This is a genomic window from Streptomyces sp. NPDC055254 (genome assembly GCF_053606025.1).
The window spans coordinates 86947-109302 of record NZ_JBSGQV010000020.1; the positions used below are offsets into that span (position 1 = coordinate 86947).

Genomic DNA, 22356 nt, shown 5'->3' on the forward strand with positions numbered 1-22356 from the left:
CCGGCTTCCGGCCGGATGTCCGCGACGCGCCCTGCGGCGGGGCGCGTCGTGGGCGGTGCGGGGCGGGGAGACCGTCTCTGTCAACGCCGCAGGGGCGCCGTCCGCACCACCCCTCTGACCGCCGGGGTGGAGACCGGTACCGCGGCCTCAGGCGCTGTCGCCCGGGCGGACGAGGCCCGCCTCGTAGGCGAAGACCACCGCCTGGGCCCGGTCCCGCAGGCCGAGCTTGGCCAGCACCCGCCCGATGTGCGTCTTGACCGTCTGCTCCGCCACCACCAGGTGACCTGCGATCTCCTGGTTCGACAGACCGCGCGCGATCAGCTCCAGCACCTCGGTCTCGCGCGGGGTCAGGCCGTTCAGCCGCAGCGCCGGATCCTTGCGCGGCGCCGGCCGCTGCTGCACGAAGTCGGCGATCAGCCGCCGGGTCACCGAGGGCGCCAGCAGTGCCTCGCCCGAGGCGACCACCCGTACCGCCGAGATCAGGTCCGCCGGCGGCGCGTCCTTGAGCAGGAACCCGGAGGCGCCGGCCCGCAGCGCCTCGTACACGTAGTCGTCGATGTCGAAGGTCGTCAGCATCAGCACCTTCGGCCGGTGCACCACCCCGGGCGGCGGGTCGAGGATCTCCCGGGCCGCCGTCAGCCCGTCCATCTCCGGCATCCGCACGTCCATCAGCACCACGTCGGGGTGCGTGGAGCGCGAGACCCGCACCCCCTGCCGACCGTCGGGCGCCTCGCCCACCACGTCGATGTCGGCCTGCGCCGACAGCAGCGCGGCGAACCCCGCCCGCACCATGGCCTGGTCGTCGACGATGATCACACGGATGGTCAACTGGCGTCCTCGCTCGCGGCGTTCAGGGGAAGGCGGGCGGCCACCCGGAAACCGCCGTCGGGCAGCGGACCGGTGTCCAGTGTCCCGCCCGTCAACCGTACGCGCTCACGCATCCCCACCAGCCCGTGCCCCGTACCCGTGTCCTCCAGCACCACCACGGCGTCCTGGGCCGGTCCGTTGACCACCAGGACGAGGACCTCGTCCTCGTCGACGGTCACCGACACCCGCGTCCGCGCCCCCGGGGCGTGCCGCACCACATTGGCGAGGGCTTCCTGCACGATCCGGTACGCCGACAGGTCCACGGCGGGCGGCGCCACCCGCTCCGCGCCCGCCGCGAGGGACAGCTCCACCGGCTGCCCCGCCCGTACCGTCGCCTCCACCAGCTGCTGGAGCCGGCCGATCCCGGGCTGCGGCGCCCGTTCGCCGTCGGCGCCGGTCCCGCCGTTCGCCCCGTCGCCGCGCAGAACGGTAAGCAGCCGCCGCATCTCGCCCAGCGACTCCCGCGCACTGGCCGCGATCGCCTCGAACTCCCCGCGCACCGGCTCCGGCATGCCGGGCAGCCGGTACGGCGCCGAATCGGCCTGCACGGTGATCACCGACATGTGGTGGGCCACCACGTCGTGCAACTCCCTCGCGATCCTGGCCCGTTCCTCCAGCAGCGTCCGCCGGGACCGCTCCGCCTCGCTGATGCTCTCCTGCTCGGCGATCCGCTGCCGCGCGTCGCCCAGACCGCGCAGCGCCCAGGACAGCACCAGCACGACCCCGGACAGGACGAAGAGCAGCGCGGCGGTGTTCGTGGCACCCGCCGGCTGGAAGAAGCCGAGCACCGCCCCGGCCGCGCCGGTCGCCAGCCACACCCCCGCCAGGGTCCGCGGAGCCTCGCGCAGTCCCAGGCACGCCATCAGCGCCAGGTAGCCGACGACGACCATCGGTGTCCACGGCCACGCACGCCCGGCCGTCGCGTCGGAGCTGAGCAGCAGGACCGCGCCGAACGTGTCGGCGAAGAGGATCAGCGCCCAGGCGGGCAGCGGCCGGGTCACCGCCAGGAGCAGCGGTACGGTCTGCGCCACGCCCAGCGCCCCCGACCAGCCCCCGCCGGCCTTGTAGTCGTTGGTCAGCACCGTGATGGTCACGGGCAGCAGCGTCACGACGAAGATGCCGACCACGACGTACGGCAGCGCCCGCTGCCAGGCCCTGGGCGCCTGCGCGAACAGCGGCTCGGCCTCCCGCGCCGGCGTACGCAGCAGCACGGCGAGCTGCGTCAGCGCACCCGGCACCCGGGTGGCGCCGGTGGCGGGACGGGACGTCGCGCGGGCCGGGCCGGGCCGCCGCGCGCGGGATGTGTCACTCATGACCGGCCAGCCTATGCGGCCGGGGTTCGGAACCGGGGTACGGGTAGGCCGCACCGGCCGATCACCGTGGCTCCCACCGTGCTCGTTCCCCCGGCGGGCCCCGCTCGTTGACCGGGCATGGAACTGCCGACGATCGCGGCGCCGGGCGTCATGGAACGGGCCGACGCCGCGGCCGATGCCGCCTGCCACCTCTACGACACCGTCGCCCCCTGGCGTACGGCCGCAACGGCCCCAACGGCCCCAACGGCCCCAACGGCCGCAACGGCCGCAACGGACCCACTGGGCGCCCTCGGCGGCTGGAGCCGGGGCTCGGTCGAGGACGCGGCGGAGGCGATCGAGACCCTCGCACACGCCCTCGCGTCCGTCGAGCCCGACGCCGAGGTGGTGCTGGCGCCCGTCCACACCGCACTCGCCGAACTGCGCCGCCGGCTCGGTCTGGCACCCGCCGACGCCCTCACCGCCGACGGGCTCCCGGCGACCCCGCGCACGGTCGGCAATCCGCGCCGGACGCGGGTGCTCACCGCGCCTTCGCCGAGGCAACCGCCTTCGCGTACAACTTCCTGACGTCCGTGCCGAAGTAGGAGCTGTACGAGGTGTCCGGCTTGTCCCCGCCCATCTTCCAGCCGCCGATGATCCCCACCACGTCACCGGTCCGGGTGCGCGCGTCGAAGCGGGTCAGGAAGGGGCCGCCGCTCGTCCCGCCCGGGTACCCGGTGCAGTCGATGCGCAGGAAGGATCCCGGGATGCGCACGTCCGTGCTGGTGAACTTCGTGGTCCGGTTGACGCACAGCCGGGGCCGGGCCGCGGCCGACGGGTAGCCGATCAGGGAGACCCGGGCGTGCGCGTAACCGGAGCCGGTGACGAGCCGGTTGCCCCCGACCACGTCCTCCACCCGGCGGCCCTTCGCGTTCGGCCCGACGCGCGCGAAGGCCACGTCGAGGGTCGCGGCCCGGTGGGGGCCCCGGGAGCGGTAGCGGGGGTCGATCCACACCTTGGAGCGCCCGGCCTTGTCCCGCAGGACCGGGAACATTCCGTACGGCTGCGGCCGGGCGCGGGTGTACAGCGGTACGAAGGCCACCTGCCGGGCGTCGGTGCCGAGCAGGCAGTGGGCGGCGCTGAGGACCAGGTCCCGTCCGGGCGAGGAGACCACGCTCGCGGTGCAGAAGTACCCCGAGCCGCCCTTGACGACGAACATCCGGCCGACGACCGGGACACCCGCGAAGTCCCGGCCGGTGCCGGGGGCCCGGGCGGCGGCCCCCCGAACGGGGGCAGGGGACGCGGGCGGGGGCGCCGGCGCGGGCAGGACCGACGACGCCGGCGCGGGCAGGACCGACGGCGCCGGCGCGGGCAGGACCGAGGGTGCCGGCGCGGGCAGAACCGCCGGCGTGGGCAGAACCGACGGCGCCGACAGGACCGACGGCGCGGGCGTTCCCGGGGTCGCCGAGGGCAGCGGGACGGCCGCGGCCATCCGCTCCGGGGTCCAGAACGACTGGGCCTCCCGGGCGGACCACCGCCCGGCGGCCGGTGCCGCGGCGCCGCCGGCCTCGGCGGCGGGCAGCGGACCTGCCGGCACCAGCAGCGCGGCCGCCACCGCGGCCGTGGTCAGTGTTCGTCGCATGCGGAGCTCCTGTACCTGTACGGGCCGCGAGGGTCCAGTGCGGTGACCGGTGACCGGTGACCGGGAGCACGAGGCGCCCGTCGATGCCGCGGGCGAACGCGGCTTAGTCCGGGCCCCGGGCCGGGCCCCGGGCCGCCGCCCCGACGCCGGCGGGCACGGCGGCGGCGTGCTCGCCAGGAGCAGGCGCCCATGGAGGGTCATGCCTCCTTCCTCCCACCGCCCGGGCCGATCGGCGTGAAGGCGGGTCCACACACACCGCGCTGCCCCTCGAACGGCGCACAGCGGAAACGATCCGGCTTCTCATATTTCCGGTCCGGCGGGGAGCGTTCGCGGCGGACCATTCGGCCCGCACCGTACGAAGGGCCGCCGTAGGCTGCCTCCATGACGGTCCTGGACATCACCGCGCGCGCCGAGGAGTTCGACGCCGACCCCTACCCCTTCTACGCGGCGCTGCGCGAGACCGGTCCCGTCCACCAGCTGGTGGTCGGCGCCGCCCGCTCGTGGCTGATCGTCGGCCACGAGGAGGCCCGCCAGGCCCTGACCCATCCGGCCCTGTCCAAGAACTGGCGCGGCACCGAGCTGTTCGGCACCACCCCGGACACCGCCGTCTCCAGCAACATGCTGGAGACGGACCCGCCCCACCACACCCGGCTGAGGCGCCTGGTGGCCCGTGAGTTCACCGCGCGCCGCGTCGAGGCCCTGCGCCCCCGGGTCCAGCAGGTCACCGAAGAGCTGCTCGACGCCATGGAGGCCCGTCCGGACCGTCGGGGCGACCTCGTCCAGGACTTCGCGGCGCCCCTGCCGATGACCGTCATCTGCGAACTCCTCGGCGTCCCCGATCTCGACCAGCGGCGCTTCCGCGCCTGGTCCGGGGAGATCGTCGCGCCCGCGGACCCGGAAGGCGCGTCCGCCGAGGTGCTGCGGGAGATGACCGCGTACCTCTTCGAACTCGTCGCGGCCAAGGCCGCCGAACCGGGCGACGATCTGCTGAGCGCCCTCATCCGGACCCGCGACGAGGACGGCGACCAGCTCTCCCCGGACGAACTGATCGGCATGGCCTTCCTGCTGCTCGTCGCCGGTCACGAGACCACCGTGAACCTGATCGGCAACGGGGTACGGGCCCTGCTCGCGCATCCCGACCAGTTGGCCGCGCTGCGTGCCGACCCGGAGGCCCTGATCGGCGGCGCGGTCGAGGAGATGCTCCGCTACGACGGCCCGGTGCAGCACGCCACCTACCGCTTCGCCCGCGAGGACCTGGAGATCGGCGGCACCCGCATCGGGGCCGGCACCTCCGTCCTCGTCTGCCTGGCGGGCGCGGACCGGGACCCCGCCCGCTTCCCCGAGCCCGACGTCTTCGACATCCGCCGCAGGGGCCGGAGCCACCTCGCCTTCGGGCACGGCATCCACTTCTGCCTCGGCGCGCCGCTCGCCCGGATGGAGGGCCGCATCGCGGTGCGGGCCCTGCTGGAGCGGTTCCCGGAGCTGGCCGAGGACCCGGACGCCGGACCGCGCGAGTGGCTTCCGGGCATCTTGATGCGCGGAGTGACCCGGCTGCCGTTGCGCTGGTGAGGCCGACGGCCGCTCCGCCGGGTACGGCGGGTACGGTCGGCTCGTGACGGACGAGGAGCGGCCCGGGCCGGACGAGCAGGGGCTCCACGACAACGTCCAGGTGCGGGAGTGGCGCACCGAGCCGCGCGCCCGGCGCGGTGTCGGCGGTCCTGCCCGACCGGGGGCTACGGGGGGCCGAGGCCGGGGGGGCGAGCGTCCGCGGTGCTCCGGGCTCCGATGCCGGCGCTCACGCCTTGCGGGTCAGCAGGAATCCCTGCGGGGACTGTTCGAGGGCGTCCGGGGCACGGACCAGGCGGGCCACCTCCGCCAGCCCGGCCCCGGCCAGCACGGCGGCGATCCGCTCCGGCGGGGTCCGGTACACGTCGAGGTCGACCGGATGCCCGTACGCGTGGTCCAGCCGGATCCGCTCGTCGCCCGCCTCGAAGGCGATCAGGGCGTGGCCGCCCGGTGCCAGGACCCGGGCGAACTCCGCGCACACCGGCGCCAGTCCGGCGGGCGGCGTGTGCACCGTGGAGTACCAGGCCAGGACCCCGCCCAGCACCCCGTCCGCGACGTCCAGCGCCGCCATGGAGCCGACCTCGAAGCGCAGGCCCGGATAGGTCCGGCGGGCCACCGCCACCATCGCGGGGGACAGGTCGACGCCGAAGGTCCGTACCCCGAGACCGTCGAGGTGCGCCGTCAGCCGCCCCGGGCCGCAGCCCAGGTCGGCCACCGCCCGGCCGCGACCGCCCTCCCCGGCCCGCACGTACTCCGCGAACGCGGCCAGTACGGCCCGGTCCAGGGGTTTGCGGGCCAGATCCGGGCCGAGGAGCCGGGCGTAGTCGACGGCGACGGCGTCGTAGGCCGCCCGTACGGCATGCAGGTCTGTCATGCCCCTGAACAGTAGCCCGCCCGGCGCCGCCCGGGCCCACCCCCCGCCCGTCCCGCTCAGCCGATCGCCGCGAGTGGCGGCAGCTCCGCCCACTGGTCGCCCGGGACGTCAGGGCTCAACCGCATCAGGGTGAGCGCCTTGGTGGGCAGCGGACCGGTCAGCAGGGCCGCGCGGTCGGTGGTGGCGGGCAGTCCGTCCGTACCGGCGAGGACCGGACCGAGGGCCTCGGCGAGGGCCCCGGACGAACCCGCCGTGGCGCCCAGCGTTCCCGTCACGAGCGAGCCGAACAGCTTGCGCCGCAGGGCAGTGACGTCGTCGGTGATCAGACGGCCGGACAGCGGCGGGACGGCCAGTCCGTGCCGCGCCAGGCGGGCCGGGCTGATCCGGATGTCGGCGAGGTCCCGGTAGACCAGCCGGAGCGGGGCGCCGGAGGCGGAGAGGACGACGAGGAGGTTCTGCCCGTGGGCCTCCAGCGCCACACCGAGCTCCAGGACCCGCAGGCAGACCGATAGGGCGAGCCGGGCGAACTCCGCCTGCCAGGCGCCCGAGCGCGCGGGCGGGAAGCCGGACAGCGCCGCCACCGGGAGGACCCGCTCGCCGGCCCCGGCGTCCGCGTACACCTCGGGCGGTTCGCGCAGGACCGCCGCCAGGTCCGGGCCGTGCGCCGTGGCGGCGCCCAGGGTGCGTGTGACGTGCAGCCGGCCGTCGAGCCGTTCGGCCAGCGTCCGGGCGAAGGCGGACACCGCCGCGGCCGTCTCGATGGAGTAGGCGGAGATGTCCCGCACGGAAGAGGTCAGCCGGGTGCTCAGCGCGGTCTTCACATGGGCGCCGGTGGCCGCGCCCCAGTCCGCGGCCCCGCCGCCGCTCCCGCTCACGACCGGTGCCAGGGTGCGCAGGGCCATCAGCGGGTGCGCCGCGAAACCGGACCGGACCCGATCCCGCCCCAGCGTGTGCGCGGCCTGCCAGGGATGCACCGGGATCAGGATCCGCCCCGCGTCCCGCAGTTCCACCGGCCAGTCACCGGTGACCAGGCACTCCCCGGCCGGTACGGGGATCAGCCCCAGGTCCACGACCGGGCGGTGCTCAGGGGCGTACGCCAACTGCTCGGCCACCGAGAAGCCGGGCCGGGAGCGGCAGTTCGGGTGGTAGGGGTGGCCGTCGACGACGCGCTGCTCCCACTCCCACGTGGTCAGCGCTCCGGCGTCCTCTCCGGCCGGCGGCCGGCCGGCCCGAGAGAGCGCGAGGGAGGCCGTGCTGTCGTCCAGCTCGGCGGCGAACTCCTTCCCGTAGGGCACCTCCAGCGCCGCCACCAGCCGGGCGGCCTGCCGGTAGGGCACGCCGTCGAGCAGCAGCTCCTCCACGTACGGCGCCGTCGCGTACGGATCGGCCGCCGGGCCCTCCAGCCGGGCGCCCCCGGCCAACGTCAAGCACAGCGAGCCGGGACCCCGGTCGCGGCCCACCACCCACGGCAGCGGTTCGTGGGCCAGGGCCCGCCACAGCCGGGTCAGTACGGCGGCCCGTGCGCCGTCCAGCGCTCCGGCGTACGCGGGCCCGAGCCCAGGACGTACCCCGGCCAGCTCGGCGGCCACGGCTTCTTCGGCCGCGGTGGCGGGAAAACGCATGCTGCTGCTCCGCACGTCGGAAGGTCGCTCCCGTCGGAAGGTCGACCCACAGGATGATCACCACATCATCGCGGATACTGGAGATCATGACCGGCGCTAGCCACCCCGGGCACGCCTGACCGAGCCAAGGGAACCAGTGGACCTCAACGCCGCCGCGGACGCGTACGCCGCCGCACCGCTCCTGAACTGCCTCCTGCGCGAGGTGGCCGACCCCCAGGGGGCGGGAGTCCACCGGCTGCGCGGCAGCGGGCGGTTGCTGCGGGTGCGCGGGGGGCGCCGGCCGGCGCACCCCGAACTGCGCACGGCGGACGGCTGGCACCGGCTCAGCCACAGCGAGCTGGTCAAACTCACCTCGGACGAACTCGGACGGTACACGGGACTCGCGAACGACGAACTGCCGGTGGAGATCGCCGACAGCCGTGCCGCCGTCGCCGCGCTCCTGGCCGCGCGGGAATCGGCCGAGCCCCCCGCGGACCCGTACCTCCTCTCCGAGCAGTCCCTGGTGACGGGTCACCCGTACCACCCCGCCCCCAAGGCGCGCGGCGGGGCGCCCGCAGGCAGCTGGCTGACCTACGCGCCCGAAGCGCACGGACGCTTTCCGCTGGTCCTGCTGGGGCTGCGCGAGGACCAGGTGGCGGAGGAGGGCGGGGCGGCCGCCGCCGACGCGGTCGACTCCCTCGCCGGGCTCCTCGACGGCCCGACCGCTCCCGCCGGCTACCGGCTGCTGCCCGCGCACCCCTGGCAGCTCGACCTCGTGGGCGACCGGCCCGCCGTGCGCGAGGCCTTCGCCGACGGGCGGTTGCTGCTGCTGGGGGAGGGGCGCCTGCCGGTCTGGCCCACCGCGTCCCTGCGTACCGTGCACGTGCCGGACGGGGACCGCGACCTGTTCGTGAAGTTCAGCCTCGACGTGCGGATCACCAATGACGTGCGCCGGCTGTGGCGGCACGACCTGCTGAAACTGCGCCGCACCGACGCGGCCGTCGAGGCCGGGTTCGCCGCGCTGCGCCGGACGGGTTCCCCTGCTGCCTGGCTGGCCGACCGGGGCTACCGCACCGCCAAGTTCGCCTTCGAGGAGCTCGCCGTGCTGGTCCGCGACGGACTGCGGGCGCACGTACTGCCGGGGGCCACACCGCTGCTCGCCGCCGCTCTGGCCGAGGGGTGGGACGGCAGCCCGCTGGAGCGCACCACCGACCCGGCCGGTTGGTGGCGGGCGTACCTGCGCCAGGTCGTGCCGCCCGTGCTGGAGCTGTTCGCCCGGCACGGCGTGGTCCTGGAGGCGCACCTGCAGAACACGGTGGTCGCGGTCGACGCGGCGGGCACCCCGGTCCAGGCCCTGTTCCGCGACGCGGAGGGGGTCAAGCTGCTGCCCGATCCGGAGCGCGCGGCCGCGTGGCAGCGGTTGGTCTACTGCCTGGTGGTCAATCACCTCATGGAGATCGCGGGCGCCCTCGCCGAGCGGTATCCGGACATCTCCCCGCTCGTCTGGCCCGCGGTGCGGGAGGAGTTCCGGCGCTACGACGCCCTGCGCGGCCTGCCCGAGATCGCGGAGCTGCTCACCGCGCCGAGCCTGCCGGGCAAGACCAACCTGCTGCTGCGCTGGACGCGGGCGGACGGCGCGGACGCCCGCTACCTGCCCCTGCCGAACCCGCTGCGGGCATAGCGGGGGCCCGGGCGGGGTACGCAACCAGATCTGAACAGGGTGGGAGCCGGGGTAGGGAATTGGCCAAAGGCGTCCCCCGGCCCGACCTCCCCCTCCATCAGAGGTATAGACCAATGCTAGGTTGTTCGGGCAGACCGCGCAGTCCTTGACCACCCGTCAGAGGAGAAGCCATGTCCTCCGCTTCGCGGGACGGCGGCCCGGCCGCCATGCCCAAGTACCAGCGGATCGCCGCAGCGCTGCGGCACGAACTCGCCCGCACCGCGAACACCCCCGGCGCCCGCCTGCCCTCCGAGCGCAGCCTGGCCGCCCGCTACCAGGTCAACCGTCAGACCGTCCGGGCCGCGCTCCAGCACCTGCGCGACGACGGGCTCGTCGTGACCGGCCGGCGCGGTTCCCGGCCGGTGGCGGTGGCCGACACCGGCGCCGCCGCCCCGGGCGCGATGCCGGGGTCCGCGCCGGTCGCGAGGCCGGGCGCGGTGCCCACCGCGGCGCCGGGCGAACCGGCGGGGCCGGCCGACGCCCGCCCGGCGTACCCGGTTCCGGTGCTCACCCGGAGCTGGCTCACCCACGTCACCGTGGCGCCCTCGCTCGCGGCGCTGCTCGGGATGGCCGGCGGGGAGCGCACCCTGGTCCACCACCGCCGCGAGCGCGGCAGGGAGGGGGAGACGGTCCGCGACGCCGTCACCTACCTCAATCCGGCCGTCGTCGCGGAGCATCCGGAGCTGGCCGGCTACCGCGACCGGCCGGGTGCCGTCCGGGACGTGGACCTGACCCCTCTGCACCGCTGGTTCGACCGGGCGGAGCGGGAGGGCCGGATCGCCGAGACCATCACCATGACCCGCGCCACCCGCTCGCCCACCGCCTCCCCGGTGTGCGGCCTGACCGTCCGCCGCACTCTCCACGACTGCGCCGGGCGGCTGCTCGCCGTCACCGACCTGGCGTTCCCCACCTGGGACCGGCTCACCTTCCACCGCGACTTCCGCGACCCCGTGACGGGCGGATTCCGCGTCACGTAGCCGCGGGTGCGGGGTGGGCGCGGGCCGGGCCGGGAACGAGACGGGCCGGGGGAGTCATGTGCTCGTGTGGATGTCTCCGCTGGTGGTGGAGGTGATGATGCCGCGGCGGCCGAGGTCGCCCGGGGGGATGCCCGGGTGGTGGCCCGGCCGCCCGGTGCCGGGGGCGACCCCCAGGGCGAGGGTGGAGACGATCCGGTAGCGGTCGCCCCGGTAGACGGAGTGCACGTACTCCACCGGCCGGCCGGTGGTGTCGGTGGTGAGCCGCTCGATCAGCAGGGCCGGGGAGAGCAGCGGGACGTCCAGCAGGTCCGCCTCGGCCTCGTTGACCACGGTCGGCTCGATGGACTGCCGGGCCTCGTGCACGTATACGCCGTGATGGTCGCGCAGGTGCTCGTAGAGGTCGCCGGCCTCCAGCTCCGCGGGCGTCAACGCCGGCACGAGGTCCGCCGGGATGTGCAGGTGCTCGATGGCCATCGGCGCCCCGTCCACCAGCCGCAGCCGGGCGATGTAGCGCAGCCCGGCCCCCGGCGAGATCCGCAGCCGCCGCCCGATACGGGCACCCGCCTGCACCGTGGAGTGCTCCAGGACCCGGCTCGACCAGTGCCCCGACGCCTGGCGGACGGCGAACGGCGCCTCGTCCGACGAGAGTTCCTGGGTGATCTTGGCGGGTGCGACGAACATGCCGCGCCCGTGCTCCCGGACCAGCGCTCCCGTGGCCACGAGCTCGTCCACGGCCGCGCGCAGTGTGGGCCGGGAGACCTCCAGCGCGGCGCACAGCGTGCGCTCGGAGGGGATCGCGTCCCCCGGCCGCCGGACGTCGATCAGCCCCAGCAGGTGCTCGCGGACCCGTTCCCGCTTGAGCATCGAGCCGGAGGGGCCCTGTTCGCCGTGCATGCCCGTCCCCTTTCGCCGCTGGTCATGTCCAATTGGTCATACGCATTCAAGCACTCGGTGGCGTTCGCGGGGAGTGATCCGTGAACATCCGCTGGAGTGGCAGGGGTTGACGCGCTGTACGGGACATGCCACCTTCGAGCCGTCACCTCACCAATTGGTGAACTGGTAAGTGCGAAAGTTGGTCGTCCGGCCGCCGCCGTACCGGGGAGGAACCCGAGGCATGCCCGCCCGTCACGCCGACATCGCGCTCGTCCCCCGCCCCGACTCCGTCGTCGCCCGACCGGGCCGGTTCACCCTCGACCGGGACACCGCCCTGCACGCCGGTCCCGGCGCGGCTGAAGCCGCCGACCTGCTCCGGGAACTGCTGGCCCCCGCCACCGGACTGCCCCTGCCCCCGCGCCCCGACGGACGCGTCCGCCTGCGCCTCGATCCCGGCCCCCGTTCCGACGCCGCGGGCAGCCCCGGCCCCGGTGACGAGGGCTACGCCCTCACCGTCTCCACCGGGGCCGTTCTCCTGCGCGCCGCGCACCCCGACGGCCTGTTGCGCGGGGTCCAGACCCTGCGCCAACTCCTGCCCCCCGAAGCCCTCGCCGAGCGCCCGGAGCGGCGCGAGCAATGGTCCCTGCCCTGCGTACGCATCACCGACCGGCCGCGGTTCGCCTGGCGCGGAGCCATGCTCGACGTCGCGCGCCACTTCCAGCCGGTCTCGTACGTACGCCGCTTCGTGGACCTGCTCGCCCTGCACAAGCTGAACGTGCTGCACCTGCACCTGACGGACGACCAGGGCTGGCGGATGCCCGTGACCGCCTACCCCCGGCTCACCGAGATCGGGGGCAGGCGGGCCGAGACCGAGGGCGACGGCGTCCCCCACGAGGGCGCGTACAGCAGGAGCGAGCTGACCGGGCTCGTCGCGTACGCGGCCCGGCGCGGGGTCACGGTCGTCCCCGAGGTCGAGATGCCGGGCCACGCGCGCGCCGCCCTCGCCGCCTACCCGGAGCTCGGCAACCGGCCAGGGGCGCGCCTGGAGCCGTGGACCCGCTGGGGCGTCTGCGACACCGTGCTCGGTGTCCACGACGAGGTGCTCGACTTCTGCCGCGCGGTCCTGGACGAGGTGGCGGACGTGTTCCCCGCCCCGTACGTGCACCTCGGCGGTGACGAGTGCCCCGGCACCGAATGGCACGGCTCGCCGGCCGCCCGGGCCCGAGCCGCGGCGGAGGGCCTCGGGGGACCGGACGCCCTGCACGGCTGGTTCCTGCGCACCGTGGCCGACCACCTCGCCTCGCTCGGCCGCCGCCCCCTCGGCTGGACCGAGTCCGGGGCGGACCTGCCCGGTTCCTTCACCGCCATGGCCTGGCTCGACCCGGAGCACGGCCGCGCCGCAGCCCGCCGCGGCCACGACGTGATCATGGCGCCGTTCCGCTCCACCTACCTGGACTACCCGCAGTCCGCCGACCCGGCCGAGCCCCGCGGCCAGGACGGCGTGGTCGACCTGCGGGGCGTCTACGACAACGACCCGGCGCCCGCCCACTGGGAACCGGAGGCCGCCCGCCGCGTCCTCGGCACCCAGGCCCAGCTGTGGACCGAGTACGCGCGGACCCCCGCGCAGCTTGAGTACCTGGCCTTTCCGCGCCTGTGCGCCCTGGCCGACACCGCCTGGTCGGCGCACCGGGACTGGCCGGACTTCCTGCGCCGGCTCGGCCCCCACCGCGACCGGCTCGCCGCGCTGGGCGTGGGCGGCCGGTTCGGGCGCGGCATCCCGCACACCTCGTCCACCTCGTGATCCCCCCACCCGAGAGGAACGCACGATGCGCACTGCGACAGCACGACCCGAAGGCCCGGCCCGGCGATCGACGGCACGGTCCGGCAAGCGCCGTACGGCTACGGCCCTGGCCCTCGCCCTGGTCGCGGGACTCGGCTCGGCCGCGCTGAGCCAGGTGCCCGCGGGCGCCGCGGCGGCCGCCGTGAAGGTCCAGTACCGCACCAGCGCGAACGGGGCCACCGCCGATCAGGTCGAGCCCTGGTTCAAGGTGGTCAACAACGGCACCGCCGCCGTCGCGCTCAACCAGGTCAAGCTCCGCTACTACTTCAAGGCGGACGGCCCGGACACCCAGTACCGCTTCGCCTGTTCCTGGGCCGTCAAGGGCTGCTCGAACATCACCGGCACCTTCGGCACCTTGACGCACCCGACCGCCACCGCCGACCGCTACCTGGAGGTCTCCTTCACGCCGGGGGCCGGATCGCTCGCGCCCGGCGCCGACACCGGCGACATGCAACTGCGCTTCCACCGTGCCGACTGGCAGACCCTCAACCAGGCCGACGACTACTCCTTCGGCGGCTCGCGCACCGCGTACGGGGACTGGGACAAGGTGACGGCCCGGCTGGGCTCCGCCACCGTGTGGGGCACCGCGCCCGGCGGCAACTCGCCCGACCCCACCCCCACGCCCACCCCGACACCCACCGATCCGGGGCCCGGCGGAGCGACCCTGTTCGACGACTTCACCTACGCGTCCCACACCGACCCGGCCGTCTCCGCGCACGGCTGGAGCATCCGCTCCAACGCGGGCGGGCCGGGCGTCGGGGGCGCGACCTGGGCCCCGGAGAACGTCACCTTCCCCGTCGAGGGAGGGAACTCCCTGATGAACCTGGAGACCTCCACGGCGGGCACGGGCGCGAGCACGAAGCACACCGAGGTGCTCACCCGGGCGACGAAGTTCAAGAACGGCACCTACGCGGCCCGCGTGAAGTTCTCCGACGCCCCGAAGTACGGGCCGGACGGCGACCACCTCGTCCAGACCTTCTTCACCATCAACGACCTCAAGGCCCCGATGGCGGACGACTACGCCGAGTACGACTTCGAGTACCTGCCCAACGGCGGCTGGGGGGAGCCGGCCAACATCCTCTACACCACATCCTGGGAGACCTACCGGCCCGACCCGTGGGAGGCCGTCAACCAGCATTCGGAGGTTCGTACCAGCTACGCGGGCTGGCACGACCTGGTCCTCACCATCGACGACAGCACGATCACCTACTACGTCGACGGCCGCCACTTCGGCACCCACGACGCGCGGTACCTGCCGGAGCGCCCGATGTCGATCAACTTCAACCAGTGGCTGATCGACCTGAACGGGCAGCCGGGCTCGACACCGCGGGCCTACGACCAGAAGGTGGACTACGTCCTGCACGTCAAGGACCGGGTCCTGACACCGGCACAGGTGGCGGCGAAGGTCAACGCCTACCGGGCCGCCGGAACCGCCTTCGAGGACACCGTCCCGGCGGGCTGACCCCGCCGGCCGCACGCCTTCTCCCCGCCTCCTCTGCCGACGCGGGGGCGGGGAGGCGGGCGGAGGTCTGCTACCAGGTCGCACCTCGGGAACGGGACGCCCCGGTACCGGGCGCGCCTCCTTTCGAGTCCGCCGCGGGACGCACCGGCCGGCCGGTGTCCGGGACGGACGTCATGCCGATGAGGTCGCTCTCCTCGGAAGGCGTCAGGTCCGGAGTCGGGGGCGGGGCGTCCGGGGCCGCGGCGGCGCCGGTGAGCAGGGTCAGCAGGCCGGCCACCTGGACTCCGGCCTCGGCGGGGTGGCGGAAGACGGCCCCCGGGGAGATCTCGTACCGGTTGCGCCGGCCGTCGCGCACGCGCCGCAGGTAGCCGTCCGACTCCAGGTCCGTGACGATCGTCTGCACGGTGCGCTCGGTCAGACCGCACACCGTGGCGACATCCCTGAGCCGCACGGCCGGGTCCCGGGCGATGGCCACCAGGACGCGGGCGTGGTTGGTGAGGAATGTCCAGTTCTGTCGCTGAGACGGGGTGCCCATGCGTTCATGATGCGTTACGGGATTCATGTGATGCAAGACGTGAAATGTATTTCCGGTAATTCTTGACGTACGAGCAGAAGAAGGCCACCATCTACGGCAGTCAAGGTCACGCGCCGCAAGCCGACCAGCCCAAGGAGCGACCATGCCGGTCCCTGCCCCGTCCTCCCCTACCGCCGCCACTGTCCCCGCCGTCCACCCGGGCACCCCTACGGCCGCCGTCCCCGGGCCGCGCCGAGGCGCCGACGCGGCCCGCATCGCGGGTCTGCCCCGGATCGACGAGCCCCGTGAGGTGGCCCCGGCGGACGCGAGGGAGCTGTCGAAGGTCTTCTTCCGCCGACTGCGCGAGCTGACCGAGGGCACGCCCGAGTACCAGTACGTCCGCAACACGCTCATCGAGATGAACGCCTCCCTCGTCCAGTACGCCGTGCGCCGCTTCCGCAACCGCGGTGACGGGTTCGACATGGAAGACATCGTCCAGGTCGGCACCATCGGTCTGATCAAGGCCATCGACCGCTTCGACCCGGCCCGCGAGAACGAGTTCTCCACCCTGGCCATGCCGTACATCACCGGTGAGATCAAGCGGCACTTCCGCGACACCTCCTGGGCCGTGCGGGTCCCGCGCCGGCTCCAGGAGCTGCGCATCGACATCGCCAAGGCGAAGGAGGAGCTGACCACCACCCTGGACCGGTCGCCCACCGTCGCCGACCTCGCCGCCCACCTCTCCCTCTCGGAGGAGGAGGTCGTCGAGGGGCTCGTCGCCGCCAACGGCCACACCAGTGGGTCCCTGGACGCGCCGCACGCCGAGCACGGTGACGGCCCGGCCGAGGGCCACACCCTCGCCGACGTCATGGGCGAGGAGGAGCCGGCCATGGAGCTGGTCGAGGACATCCAGAGCCTGGCGCCGCTGCTGGAGCGGCTGACCGACCGCGAGCGCCGGATGCTCCAGATGCGGTTCGGCGAGGAGCTGACCCAGGCGCAGATCGGCGCCGTGCTCGGCATCTCGCAGATGCAGGTGTCCCGGCTGCTGACCCGGCTCCTGGGCCACCTGCGCGCCTCGATGCTGGACGATCCGGGCACGGACGCGGACACGGCCCGCGGCGCCCGGTCGGCGACCGCCGTCGGCGCCACCGGCCGCTCCTGACACCCACCGGCGGCCGGGGTGGAACCCGGCGACGGCGGCCGCCCGGTCGGGGTGGGCCGTCGCGGTGCGCATCGCCAGGGCGGCGCCCAGGCAGTAGCCGGCGGCGCCCGGGCAGTAGCCGATCGTGGCGACCGGCCCCCGCGCCGACCTCGCGCTGGGCCGTGAGGAACCCGACGTAGGCGTCGGCGTCGCGCAGGACGTGTGCCCGGTGTGCGCCTGGACCAGCGGCATCAGCTGGGCGACGAACGTACGGCGTTGGTCGCCCACCCGTGGAGGCGGCGCGCGCGGCCCATTGGTCACCAAGTGCCCGTAAGAGGACCGTAATACTCCGGCGGGCCACACCCCTGACCAGCCAAAACCCTGGACGATTCGCCCGTGCGGACAAGGCCCTCGGCATGGCACAGTGCCTTCAGCCCGACCGCACGACCAGGGAGCCTCCATGCGAGATCCGCACCGCACGTCCCTCGCGGCCGCCCCCGAGTGCGCGCCGGAGCCCGGTCCGCTGCCCCGCTGTCCGGTGTGCGACGCCGTGCCGGAGCGCATCTCCTGGCGCCAGCGCCCGGGGGAGCCCGTGCTGCTGCTCTTCGCCCCCTGCGGACACCCGTGGTCCTCCCCGGCGGCACCGGTCCTGGCGGTCACCCCGGCGGCCGGCCCCGGAGGCGTCGAGTGGTGAAGGCCCGCAGGGTCAAGTGGTGAAGGCCCGAGGCGTCAGGCCGTGAGGAACAGGGCGATCCGCTCGGCGAAAGCCGCCTCCCCGAGGATCTCGATGCCGGCCTCCTCCGCCTTGGCGACCTTGCCGCCCGCCTTCTCGCCGGCCACGAGGAGCGTGGTCCGCCCGGATACCCCGCTCGCGGACTTCCCGCCCGCCCGCTCGATCAGCTCGCGCACCTTGTCCCGGGTGTCGTACGCGGCGAGCGCGCCCGCCATCCGTCCCGTGACCACCACGGTCTGACCGGCCAGCGGACCGGCCTGCGCCGCGTCCGCCCCCGCCGCCCCGCCCGCGCCCGCGGCGGCCTGCGGCTCGACGAGGTTGACCCCGGCGGCCGCCAGCTTGTCGATGACCGGGCCGAGCTCCGCGACCTGGGCGACGATCCCCGCCGCCTTGGTGTCGCCGACCAGCTCCACTGCGGTCATCGCGACGGCGTCGGCGGCCCGGATGGCCTCCATGGTCCCGAAGTACCGGGCGATCCGCCGGGACATGCCGCGGCCGGTGCCGACCACCCCGAGCGCGCAGAACACCCGGGACAGGGGCCTGTCCTTCGCCGCCGCGATCTGCTCCACCAGCTTCGCCGCCCGCTTCTCGCTGCCCGCCGCCGCCGTGAGCGCCGCATGGTCCAGCGTGAACAGGTCCGCCACGTCGCGGACCCGCCCGGCTTCGACCAGCTCCCGGACGTACCGTTCGCCCAGGCCGTCGATGTCGAGCTGATCGCGTCCGGCGGCGTACAGGATCGCGGCGATCCGCCCGCAGTCGACGGGCCGCTCGCAGCGCCACCGCTCCTGGGACCGGTCGATCTCCCCCTGGCAGCCCGGGCACACGGCCGGCGGTTCGACCGGACGCTCCTCGCCCGTGCGCAGCTCGACCACGGGAGCCTCGACGCGGGGAATGACATCGCCCGCCTTGTAGACGGTGACGGTGTCACCGATGCGCAGGCCGCGCCGTTCGATGTCGGCCGGATTGTGCAGCGTGGCGTGCCGCACCACCGAGCCGTCGATCTCCACCGGTTCCAGTACGGCGGTGGGCGCGAGCACCCCGGTACGGCCCACGGACCAGGTCACGTCCAGCAGCCGGGTCCGCCGTTCCACGGCCGCCAGCTTGTACGCGGTGGCCCAGTGCGGATGCCGCGAGCCGGTGCCGGCCGCGTCCTGCTCGCCGAGGGCGTTCAGCTTGACGACCACACCGTCGATCCCGAAGGGCAGAACGGCACGGAGCGCGGCGATCCGGTCGACGTGCGCCTGTGCCTCGGCGGCGGTCTCCACCACCGTGAGCCCGGCGGCGGTCGCGGCGGCCGTCCGGACGCCCGACCGTGCCACGTACGCCATGACCTCGGCGTGCGTGGTGCGCGGCAGCCGCCCGCCACCGGCCCCGCTCCCGCTCCGGACCGGGCCCTCGGCGCCACCGGGCGCGAGCTCGACGGCGCCGAAGGCCCAGAAGCTCATCTCCACGGTGTACGGGCGCCCCTTGGCCCGCAGGGTGCCGGCGGCGCCGTTGCGGGGGTTGGAGAACGGGCCCGCCCCGTGCTCGGCGCGCGTGGCGTTGGCCCGCTCGAACTGCTCCGCCGTGAGCAGTACCTCGCCGCGCACCTCGAAGGAGGCGTCCGTGGTGAGCTCCAGCGGCAGGCCGACGATCGTTCCGATCGCGTGCGAGACGTCCTCACCGGCCGTTCCGTCGCCCCGGGTGACCAGCTGGACCAGGCGTCCGTCCCGGTACCGTGCGGCCAGCGAGGCCCCGTCGAGCTTGGGTTCGACCACGTACCCGCCGGTGACCGGGCCGCCGAGGCGACGGACCAGTGAGGCCTCCCAGTCGAGCAGTTCCTGCGGGCCGAAGACATTGGCCAGCGACAGCATCGCCGCCGTGTGCGCGACCTCTCCGGCCGGTACGGCGCCGCCGGCCACCCTTCCGGTCGGCGACGCGGGATCGATGTGCTGCGGGTACTGCTGCTCGTAGGCGTGTATCAGCCCCAGCAGCAGGTCGAACGAGGCGTCGTCCAGCGCGGATTCGCCCGAGCCGTAGTAGGCGGCGGACGCCCGGAGCGCGGCGCCGATCGCGTCGGCGTACTCGTCACGGGTGGTCAGGGCGGAGGAGGTCGTCGTCGTCATGCCGTGATCATGGCGCAGGGGTCTGACAACGGGCCGTGGGCACGGTGCGGGGGAGGCGGGAGGTGGGGAGAGGTGCCGGAACCCGGAAACCCTCTGGCGCACCGCCTCCTCCGCTACCCCGGCCCCGCTCCCGCACGAGATCCGGATCGACCTCGGCGCCCGCGGCCGGGCGGGGGTCGGCACCCGTCCGCCCTCGCCCGCGTCCGGACCGGGGTGAGGACGGGAACGGGTTGCCGCCCGGGCCCTGCACCGATCCTGAGGCAGCCCAACACCCAAGTCAATCCGCCGATTTGCTGCCGCCCTCCAAGGGATACCTTGGAGCGCGTGACCCTCGACGATCTGCGTGTGTTCGTGGCCGTCTGCCGTGCCGGAAGCCTCAGCGCCGTCGCCCGCGACCTCGGGCGGACCCAGTCGGCCGTCAGCCAGCACGTGCGCCGGCTGGAGAAGGAGACCGGGACCGGCCTGCTGGAACGGCACGCCCGTGGCGTCGTCCCCACCGAGGCGGGCCGCATCCTGCGCGCGGCCGCCGCCGACGGCATCGCCGGGCTCGACGGCGCGCTGCGCCGCCTGGACGACCTCGTACGCGGCGACGGAGGCTCGGTGCGCGTCACCACCGGGGCCACGACCGTACGGCACTTCATGTCCGACGCCGTGGTCGCTTTCCGCCGCACCCACCCCGGGGTGAGCCTGGAGTTCCGGACCGAGAACTCCAGCCGCGGCTGCGTCGAGGCCCTCGCCGCGGACGACCTCGACCTCGCCTGGATCACCATCGGCGCCCCGGTCCGCGGCATCGAGCAGCGCCCCGTCATGAGGCTGCCGTGGGTCCTGGCCGTCGGCGCCGGGGCGCCGCTCGCCGCCCGCGCCCGCATCGAACCCGCCGACCTCGCGGACATCCGGCACATCCGGCTCCCGGAGAACTCCGCCTCCCGCGCCCACCTCGACGCCGCGCTGGACGAGTCCGGCATCAGGGTCCGCTCCGACACCGGCGCGGCCGACTGGGACACGGCCCTGCTGCTCGCCGAGCTGGGCCTGGGGCACGCCGTCGTTCCCGCCCTGCCGGGCTGGCGGGTCCCGGGCACCGACGGCCCGCTCCGCCTGGTCCCCGTTCCGGCCCTACCGCCGCTGACCGTGGGCTGGGCGGTCCGGCGCTGGAGCGCCCTGGCCCCGCCGGCCCGCGTCTTCGCCGACGAGGTCGCCCGCAGCTGCACCGCGCGCGCCGCCGGCGGGCAGTGACGCGGGCGCCGGTCCGGCCGGCGTCCCGTCCCTACGCGGGGTCGGCGGTCGCCGCGGTCAGCGGCAGGAGCCCGGGGCGCTTGGCGCTGCGGCCGTCCCCCGACGAGCGGCCGCGCAGCCGGCGGCCGATCCAGGGGCCCAGGAACCCGGCCGCCCAGCGCAGTTCGGCCCCGGCGGCCCGCAAGCCGCCGGACCTCGCAAGGGGCGCGAGGGGCAGGTCCCAGGAGTCGTCGCTCCCGGGCAACCGCAGGGTGTGGGCGAGCGCCGCCGCGATCCGCTCGTGGCCGAGCGGGCTGGCGTGGAGCCGGTCGGCGCTCCACAGGCGCGGGTCGGCGGATATCTCCCGGCCGCCCACGTCGGCGACCGTGACGCCGTGGCGGGCGGCCGCGGCCCTGACCCGGTCGTTGAGGTCGGACACGCGGGAGCTGACGGGCCGGGCGACGGGCGCGATCTTCGCGATGTCGGGGAAGGTCACCGTCACCACGTGAGCCCCGGCCGCCGTCAGCGCGGCGAACATCTCCTCCAGCTGACCGGCCACCGCCGCCGCGTCGAAGCGGGGCCGCAGCAGGTCGTTGACCCCCGCGACGACCGTGGCCAGGTCGGGCCGCAGGGCCAGGGCCGGCTCCAGCTGCTCGGCGCGCACCTGCCCGGCGACGCGCCCCCGTACGGCCAGATTGGCGTACAGGAGTCCGGGGTTCGAGGCCGCGAGGTGTTCCGCGAGCCGGTCGGCGAAACCGCGCAGGCCGACGGTGTCGTCCCCGTCGCCCATGCCTTCGGTCTGGCTGTCGCCGAGGGCGACGTAGCGCAGGTACTCAGTGTTCGTCACGGGGTGCACCTCTCTCCTTGAGTACGGCCGCGGCCCGCAGGCACCAGTCCCGGTGGCCCTCCTCGAAGGCCACGCCGCGCAGACACGTCAGATAGCCGCCGATCCGCTCGCCCCGGCGCAGGAACTCCTCCTCGTCCGCGTCGCCGCGCATGCCGCGCAGGAGTTTCCGCAGGAGTTCGAGCTTGGCCTCGGCCGCCCGCGCCCGTTCCTCCAGCTGCACGATCACGGAAGCGGTGCCGACGCGGTCGCCGGCCTGGACCTTCACGAGCAGGTCGTCCCGGATGACGGAGGGCTTCGCCGCGGCGGCTGCGAAGGCCTCCAGCTCGGCCCGGCCGGCGTCGGTGACCCGGAAGAGGCGCTTGTTGGGCCGCCCCTCCTGGACCACCTCGCGCCCCGCGACCAGCCCCTCCTTCTCCAGCTTCGTCAGCTCCGCGTACAGCTGCTGGGGCCGGGCGGGCCAGAAATTGGCGACGCCGATGTGGAACGCCTTCGCCAGTTGGTATCCGCTGTACTCGTCGTCCAGCAGTGCGGTCAGTACGGCATGGCGCAAAGCCATCGCGGCAGCCCCTTCCCTTCGCTCGTCCGTAGCCGCATGATACTCAAGAAACTGATTAGTCATATTCATGAGTATCAGGAGGGGTCATGGAGACTGCCGAACGCTTCCGCGCCGCCGTGGAGAAGCGCGATCTCACCGCGCTGGACGAGCTGTTCACCGAGGACATCCGCCTCTACAGCCCGGTCAAGTTCACCCCCTTCGAGGGCAAGCCGGCCGTCCTGGGGCTCTTCGGTGTCCTGCTGCGCGTCTTCGAGGACCTGCGCTACGTGGGCTACTTCGAGGGAGCGGCCGAGACGAGTGCCGACGGGGCGCAGCTCCCGGGGGCGATCCTGCCGTTCCGTGCCACCGTCGACGGCAAGCGGATACACGGCATCGACCTGCTGCAGTTCGACGAGGCGGGCCGGGTCAAGGAGTTCACCGTGATGGTCCGCCCGCAGTCCGCCGTCCAGGCCCTGGGGCAGGCGGTGCTCGCCGGCCTGGTCGCCGACGGCCTCGTCCCCGGTACCGCGGGGGCCTGAGCGGGGGCCCGAGCGGGCG

General features: G+C 74.5%; 21 protein-coding genes. 11 read left to right on the forward strand and 10 right to left on the reverse strand.

Annotated elements, in window-relative coordinates; all coding sequences use genetic code 11:
* Positions 1-147: 147 nt before the first annotated feature.
* Both ACWFQ8_RS20275 and ACWFQ8_RS20280 read right to left on the reverse strand, forming a co-directional pair.
* Positions 148-828 (reverse strand): response regulator, encoded by a 681-nt coding sequence (locus ACWFQ8_RS20275; RefSeq protein WP_453787628.1) that lies wholly within the window; start codon positions 826-828, stop codon positions 148-150.
* Positions 825-2180, reverse strand: a complete 1356-nt coding sequence (locus ACWFQ8_RS20280) for a sensor histidine kinase (RefSeq protein ID WP_453787629.1) — start codon at positions 2178-2180, stop codon at positions 825-827. Before ACWFQ8_RS20280 ends, ACWFQ8_RS20275 begins: the two co-directional genes overlap by 4 nt.
* 117 nt (positions 2181-2297) lie before the next feature.
* Between ACWFQ8_RS20280 and ACWFQ8_RS20285 the strand changes: the two genes are divergently transcribed.
* Positions 2298-2744, forward strand: a complete 447-nt coding sequence (locus ACWFQ8_RS20285; protein WP_453787630.1) for a hypothetical protein — start codon at positions 2298-2300, stop codon at positions 2742-2744.
* On the opposite strand, the gene ACWFQ8_RS20290 is transcribed toward ACWFQ8_RS20285, so the two are convergent.
* Positions 2698-3798 carry a trypsin-like peptidase domain-containing protein gene (locus ACWFQ8_RS20290; protein ID WP_453787631.1) on the reverse strand — a complete coding sequence of 367 codons (1101 nt, stop codon included), beginning with the start codon at positions 3796-3798 and terminating at the stop codon, positions 2698-2700. The genes ACWFQ8_RS20285 and ACWFQ8_RS20290 overlap by 47 nt on opposite strands.
* Positions 3799-4179: 381 nt before the next feature.
* Between ACWFQ8_RS20290 and ACWFQ8_RS20295 the strand changes: the two genes are divergently transcribed.
* Entirely contained in the window at positions 4180-5367 is a 1188-nt protein-coding gene (locus ACWFQ8_RS20295; RefSeq protein ID WP_453787632.1) for a cytochrome P450 family protein, read from the forward strand.
* Positions 5368-5593: 226 nt separating this feature from the next.
* Here the strand turns inward: ACWFQ8_RS20295 and ACWFQ8_RS20300 are convergent, their stop codons facing one another.
* Positions 5594-6238: a class I SAM-dependent DNA methyltransferase gene (locus tag ACWFQ8_RS20300; RefSeq protein ID WP_453787633.1), complete on the reverse strand. Its 645-nt coding sequence runs from the start codon at positions 6236-6238 to the stop codon at positions 5594-5596.
* 56 nt (positions 6239-6294) lie between these two features.
* Positions 6295-7860, reverse strand: coding sequence for an IucA/IucC family protein (locus ACWFQ8_RS20305; protein WP_453787634.1), 1566 nt, complete (start codon positions 7858-7860; stop codon positions 6295-6297).
* A gap of 136 nt (positions 7861-7996) precedes the next feature.
* Between ACWFQ8_RS20305 and ACWFQ8_RS20310 the strand changes: the two genes are divergently transcribed.
* Together ACWFQ8_RS20310 and ACWFQ8_RS20315 are read left to right on the forward strand one after the other, a co-directional pair.
* Positions 7997-9520 (forward strand): IucA/IucC family protein, encoded by a 1524-nt coding sequence (locus tag ACWFQ8_RS20310; RefSeq protein ID WP_453787635.1) that lies wholly within the window; start codon positions 7997-7999, stop codon positions 9518-9520.
* A gap of 170 nt (positions 9521-9690) precedes the next feature.
* Complete coding sequence (locus ACWFQ8_RS20315) at positions 9691-10536, forward strand: GntR family transcriptional regulator (protein ID WP_453787636.1); 846 nt, start codon at positions 9691-9693, stop codon at positions 10534-10536.
* 54 nt (positions 10537-10590) lie between these two features.
* Here ACWFQ8_RS20315 and ACWFQ8_RS20320 read toward each other — a convergent pair whose 3' ends face one another.
* Positions 10591-11400, reverse strand: a complete 810-nt coding sequence (locus ACWFQ8_RS20320; protein WP_453787658.1) for a GntR family transcriptional regulator — start codon at positions 11398-11400, stop codon at positions 10591-10593.
* Positions 11401-11650: 250 nt separating this feature from the next.
* On the opposite strand from ACWFQ8_RS20320, the gene ACWFQ8_RS20325 reads away from it, so the two are divergent.
* On the forward strand, positions 11651-13210 hold the full coding sequence (locus ACWFQ8_RS20325; RefSeq protein ID WP_453787637.1) for a beta-N-acetylhexosaminidase: 1560 nt from the start codon (positions 11651-11653) through the stop codon (positions 13208-13210).
* A gap of 25 nt (positions 13211-13235) precedes the next feature.
* Positions 13236-14711, forward strand: a complete 1476-nt coding sequence (locus tag ACWFQ8_RS20330) for a cellulose binding domain-containing protein (protein WP_453787638.1) — start codon at positions 13236-13238, stop codon at positions 14709-14711.
* Between the two features lie 70 nt (positions 14712-14781).
* Here ACWFQ8_RS20330 and ACWFQ8_RS20335 read toward each other — a convergent pair whose 3' ends face one another.
* Positions 14782-15246, reverse strand: a complete 465-nt coding sequence (locus tag ACWFQ8_RS20335; protein ID WP_453787639.1) for a MarR family transcriptional regulator — start codon at positions 15244-15246, stop codon at positions 14782-14784.
* A gap of 142 nt (positions 15247-15388) precedes the next feature.
* Here ACWFQ8_RS20335 and ACWFQ8_RS20340 point away from each other — a divergent pair, with 142 nt between their 5' ends.
* The 3 genes from ACWFQ8_RS20340 to ACWFQ8_RS20350 all read left to right on the forward strand — a co-directional run bounded on the left by ACWFQ8_RS20340 (position 15389) and on the right by ACWFQ8_RS20350 (position 17060).
* Complete coding sequence (locus ACWFQ8_RS20340; protein WP_453787640.1) at positions 15389-16387, forward strand: RNA polymerase sigma factor SigF; 999 nt, start codon at positions 15389-15391, stop codon at positions 16385-16387.
* 124 nt (positions 16388-16511) lie between these two features.
* Positions 16512-16700 (forward strand): hypothetical protein, encoded by a 189-nt coding sequence (locus tag ACWFQ8_RS20345; protein WP_453787641.1) that lies wholly within the window; start codon positions 16512-16514, stop codon positions 16698-16700.
* 126 nt (positions 16701-16826) lie between these two features.
* On the forward strand, positions 16827-17060 hold the full coding sequence (locus ACWFQ8_RS20350) for a hypothetical protein (RefSeq protein ID WP_453787642.1): 234 nt from the start codon (positions 16827-16829) through the stop codon (positions 17058-17060).
* Between the two features lie 35 nt (positions 17061-17095).
* Here the strand turns inward: ACWFQ8_RS20350 and ligA are convergent, their stop codons facing one another.
* A complete protein-coding gene (ligA, locus tag ACWFQ8_RS20355) occupies positions 17096-19204 on the reverse strand; it encodes an NAD-dependent DNA ligase LigA (RefSeq protein ID WP_453787643.1) in 2109 nt (702 codons plus the stop codon).
* A 324-nt stretch (positions 19205-19528) separates the two neighbouring features.
* Here ligA and ACWFQ8_RS20360 point away from each other — a divergent pair, with 324 nt between their 5' ends.
* Entirely contained in the window at positions 19529-20437 is a 909-nt protein-coding gene (locus ACWFQ8_RS20360) for a LysR family transcriptional regulator (protein WP_453787644.1), read from the forward strand.
* 31 nt (positions 20438-20468) lie between these two features.
* On the opposite strand, the gene ACWFQ8_RS20365 is transcribed toward ACWFQ8_RS20360, so the two are convergent.
* Both ACWFQ8_RS20365 and ACWFQ8_RS20370 read right to left on the reverse strand, forming a co-directional pair.
* On the reverse strand, positions 20469-21263 hold the full coding sequence (locus ACWFQ8_RS20365) for an SGNH/GDSL hydrolase family protein (RefSeq protein ID WP_453787645.1): 795 nt from the start codon (positions 21261-21263) through the stop codon (positions 20469-20471).
* Positions 21250-21819, reverse strand: a complete 570-nt coding sequence (locus tag ACWFQ8_RS20370) for a PadR family transcriptional regulator (protein ID WP_453787646.1) — start codon at positions 21817-21819, stop codon at positions 21250-21252. The genes ACWFQ8_RS20365 and ACWFQ8_RS20370 overlap by 14 nt, the downstream gene beginning before the upstream one ends.
* 86 nt (positions 21820-21905) lie before the next feature.
* On the opposite strand from ACWFQ8_RS20370, the gene ACWFQ8_RS20375 reads away from it, so the two are divergent.
* Positions 21906-22337: a nuclear transport factor 2 family protein gene (locus ACWFQ8_RS20375; RefSeq protein WP_453787647.1), complete on the forward strand. Its 432-nt coding sequence runs from the start codon at positions 21906-21908 to the stop codon at positions 22335-22337.
* Positions 22338-22356 lie beyond the last annotated feature (19 nt).

Excerpts from the sequence above, each read along its gene's own strand:
- ACWFQ8_RS20280 (WP_453787629.1), bottom strand. The coding sequence starts at position 2,180 with ATGAGTGACACATCCCGCGCGCGGCGGCCCGGCCCGGCCCGCGCGACG.
- ACWFQ8_RS20285 (WP_453787630.1), top strand. The coding sequence starts at position 2,298 with ATGGAACTGCCGACGATCGCGGCGCCGGGCGTCATGGAACGGGCCGAC.
- ACWFQ8_RS20290 (WP_453787631.1), bottom strand. The coding sequence starts at position 3,798 with ATGCGACGAACACTGACCACGGCCGCGGTGGCGGCCGCGCTGCTGGTG.
- ACWFQ8_RS20295 (WP_453787632.1), top strand. The coding sequence starts at position 4,180 with ATGACGGTCCTGGACATCACCGCGCGCGCCGAGGAGTTCGACGCCGAC.
- ACWFQ8_RS20300 (WP_453787633.1), bottom strand. The coding sequence starts at position 6,238 with ATGACAGACCTGCATGCCGTACGGGCGGCCTACGACGCCGTCGCCGTC.
- ACWFQ8_RS20305 (WP_453787634.1), bottom strand. The coding sequence starts at position 7,860 with ATGCGTTTTCCCGCCACCGCGGCCGAAGAAGCCGTGGCCGCCGAGCTG.
- ACWFQ8_RS20315 (WP_453787636.1), top strand. The coding sequence starts at position 9,691 with ATGTCCTCCGCTTCGCGGGACGGCGGCCCGGCCGCCATGCCCAAGTAC.
- ACWFQ8_RS20320 (WP_453787658.1), bottom strand. The coding sequence starts at position 11,400 with ATGCTCAAGCGGGAACGGGTCCGCGAGCACCTGCTGGGGCTGATCGAC.
- ACWFQ8_RS20325 (WP_453787637.1), top strand. The coding sequence starts at position 11,651 with ATGCCCGCCCGTCACGCCGACATCGCGCTCGTCCCCCGCCCCGACTCC.
- ACWFQ8_RS20330 (WP_453787638.1), top strand. The coding sequence starts at position 13,236 with ATGCGCACTGCGACAGCACGACCCGAAGGCCCGGCCCGGCGATCGACG.
- ACWFQ8_RS20335 (WP_453787639.1), bottom strand. The coding sequence starts at position 15,246 with ATGGGCACCCCGTCTCAGCGACAGAACTGGACATTCCTCACCAACCAC.
- ACWFQ8_RS20340 (WP_453787640.1), top strand. The coding sequence starts at position 15,389 with ATGCCGGTCCCTGCCCCGTCCTCCCCTACCGCCGCCACTGTCCCCGCC.
- ACWFQ8_RS20350 (WP_453787642.1), top strand. The coding sequence starts at position 16,827 with ATGCGAGATCCGCACCGCACGTCCCTCGCGGCCGCCCCCGAGTGCGCG.
- ligA (WP_453787643.1), bottom strand. The coding sequence starts at position 19,204 with ATGACGACGACGACCTCCTCCGCCCTGACCACCCGTGACGAGTACGCC.
- ACWFQ8_RS20370 (WP_453787646.1), bottom strand. The coding sequence starts at position 21,819 with ATGGCTTTGCGCCATGCCGTACTGACCGCACTGCTGGACGACGAGTAC.
- ACWFQ8_RS20375 (WP_453787647.1), top strand. The coding sequence starts at position 21,906 with ATGGAGACTGCCGAACGCTTCCGCGCCGCCGTGGAGAAGCGCGATCTC.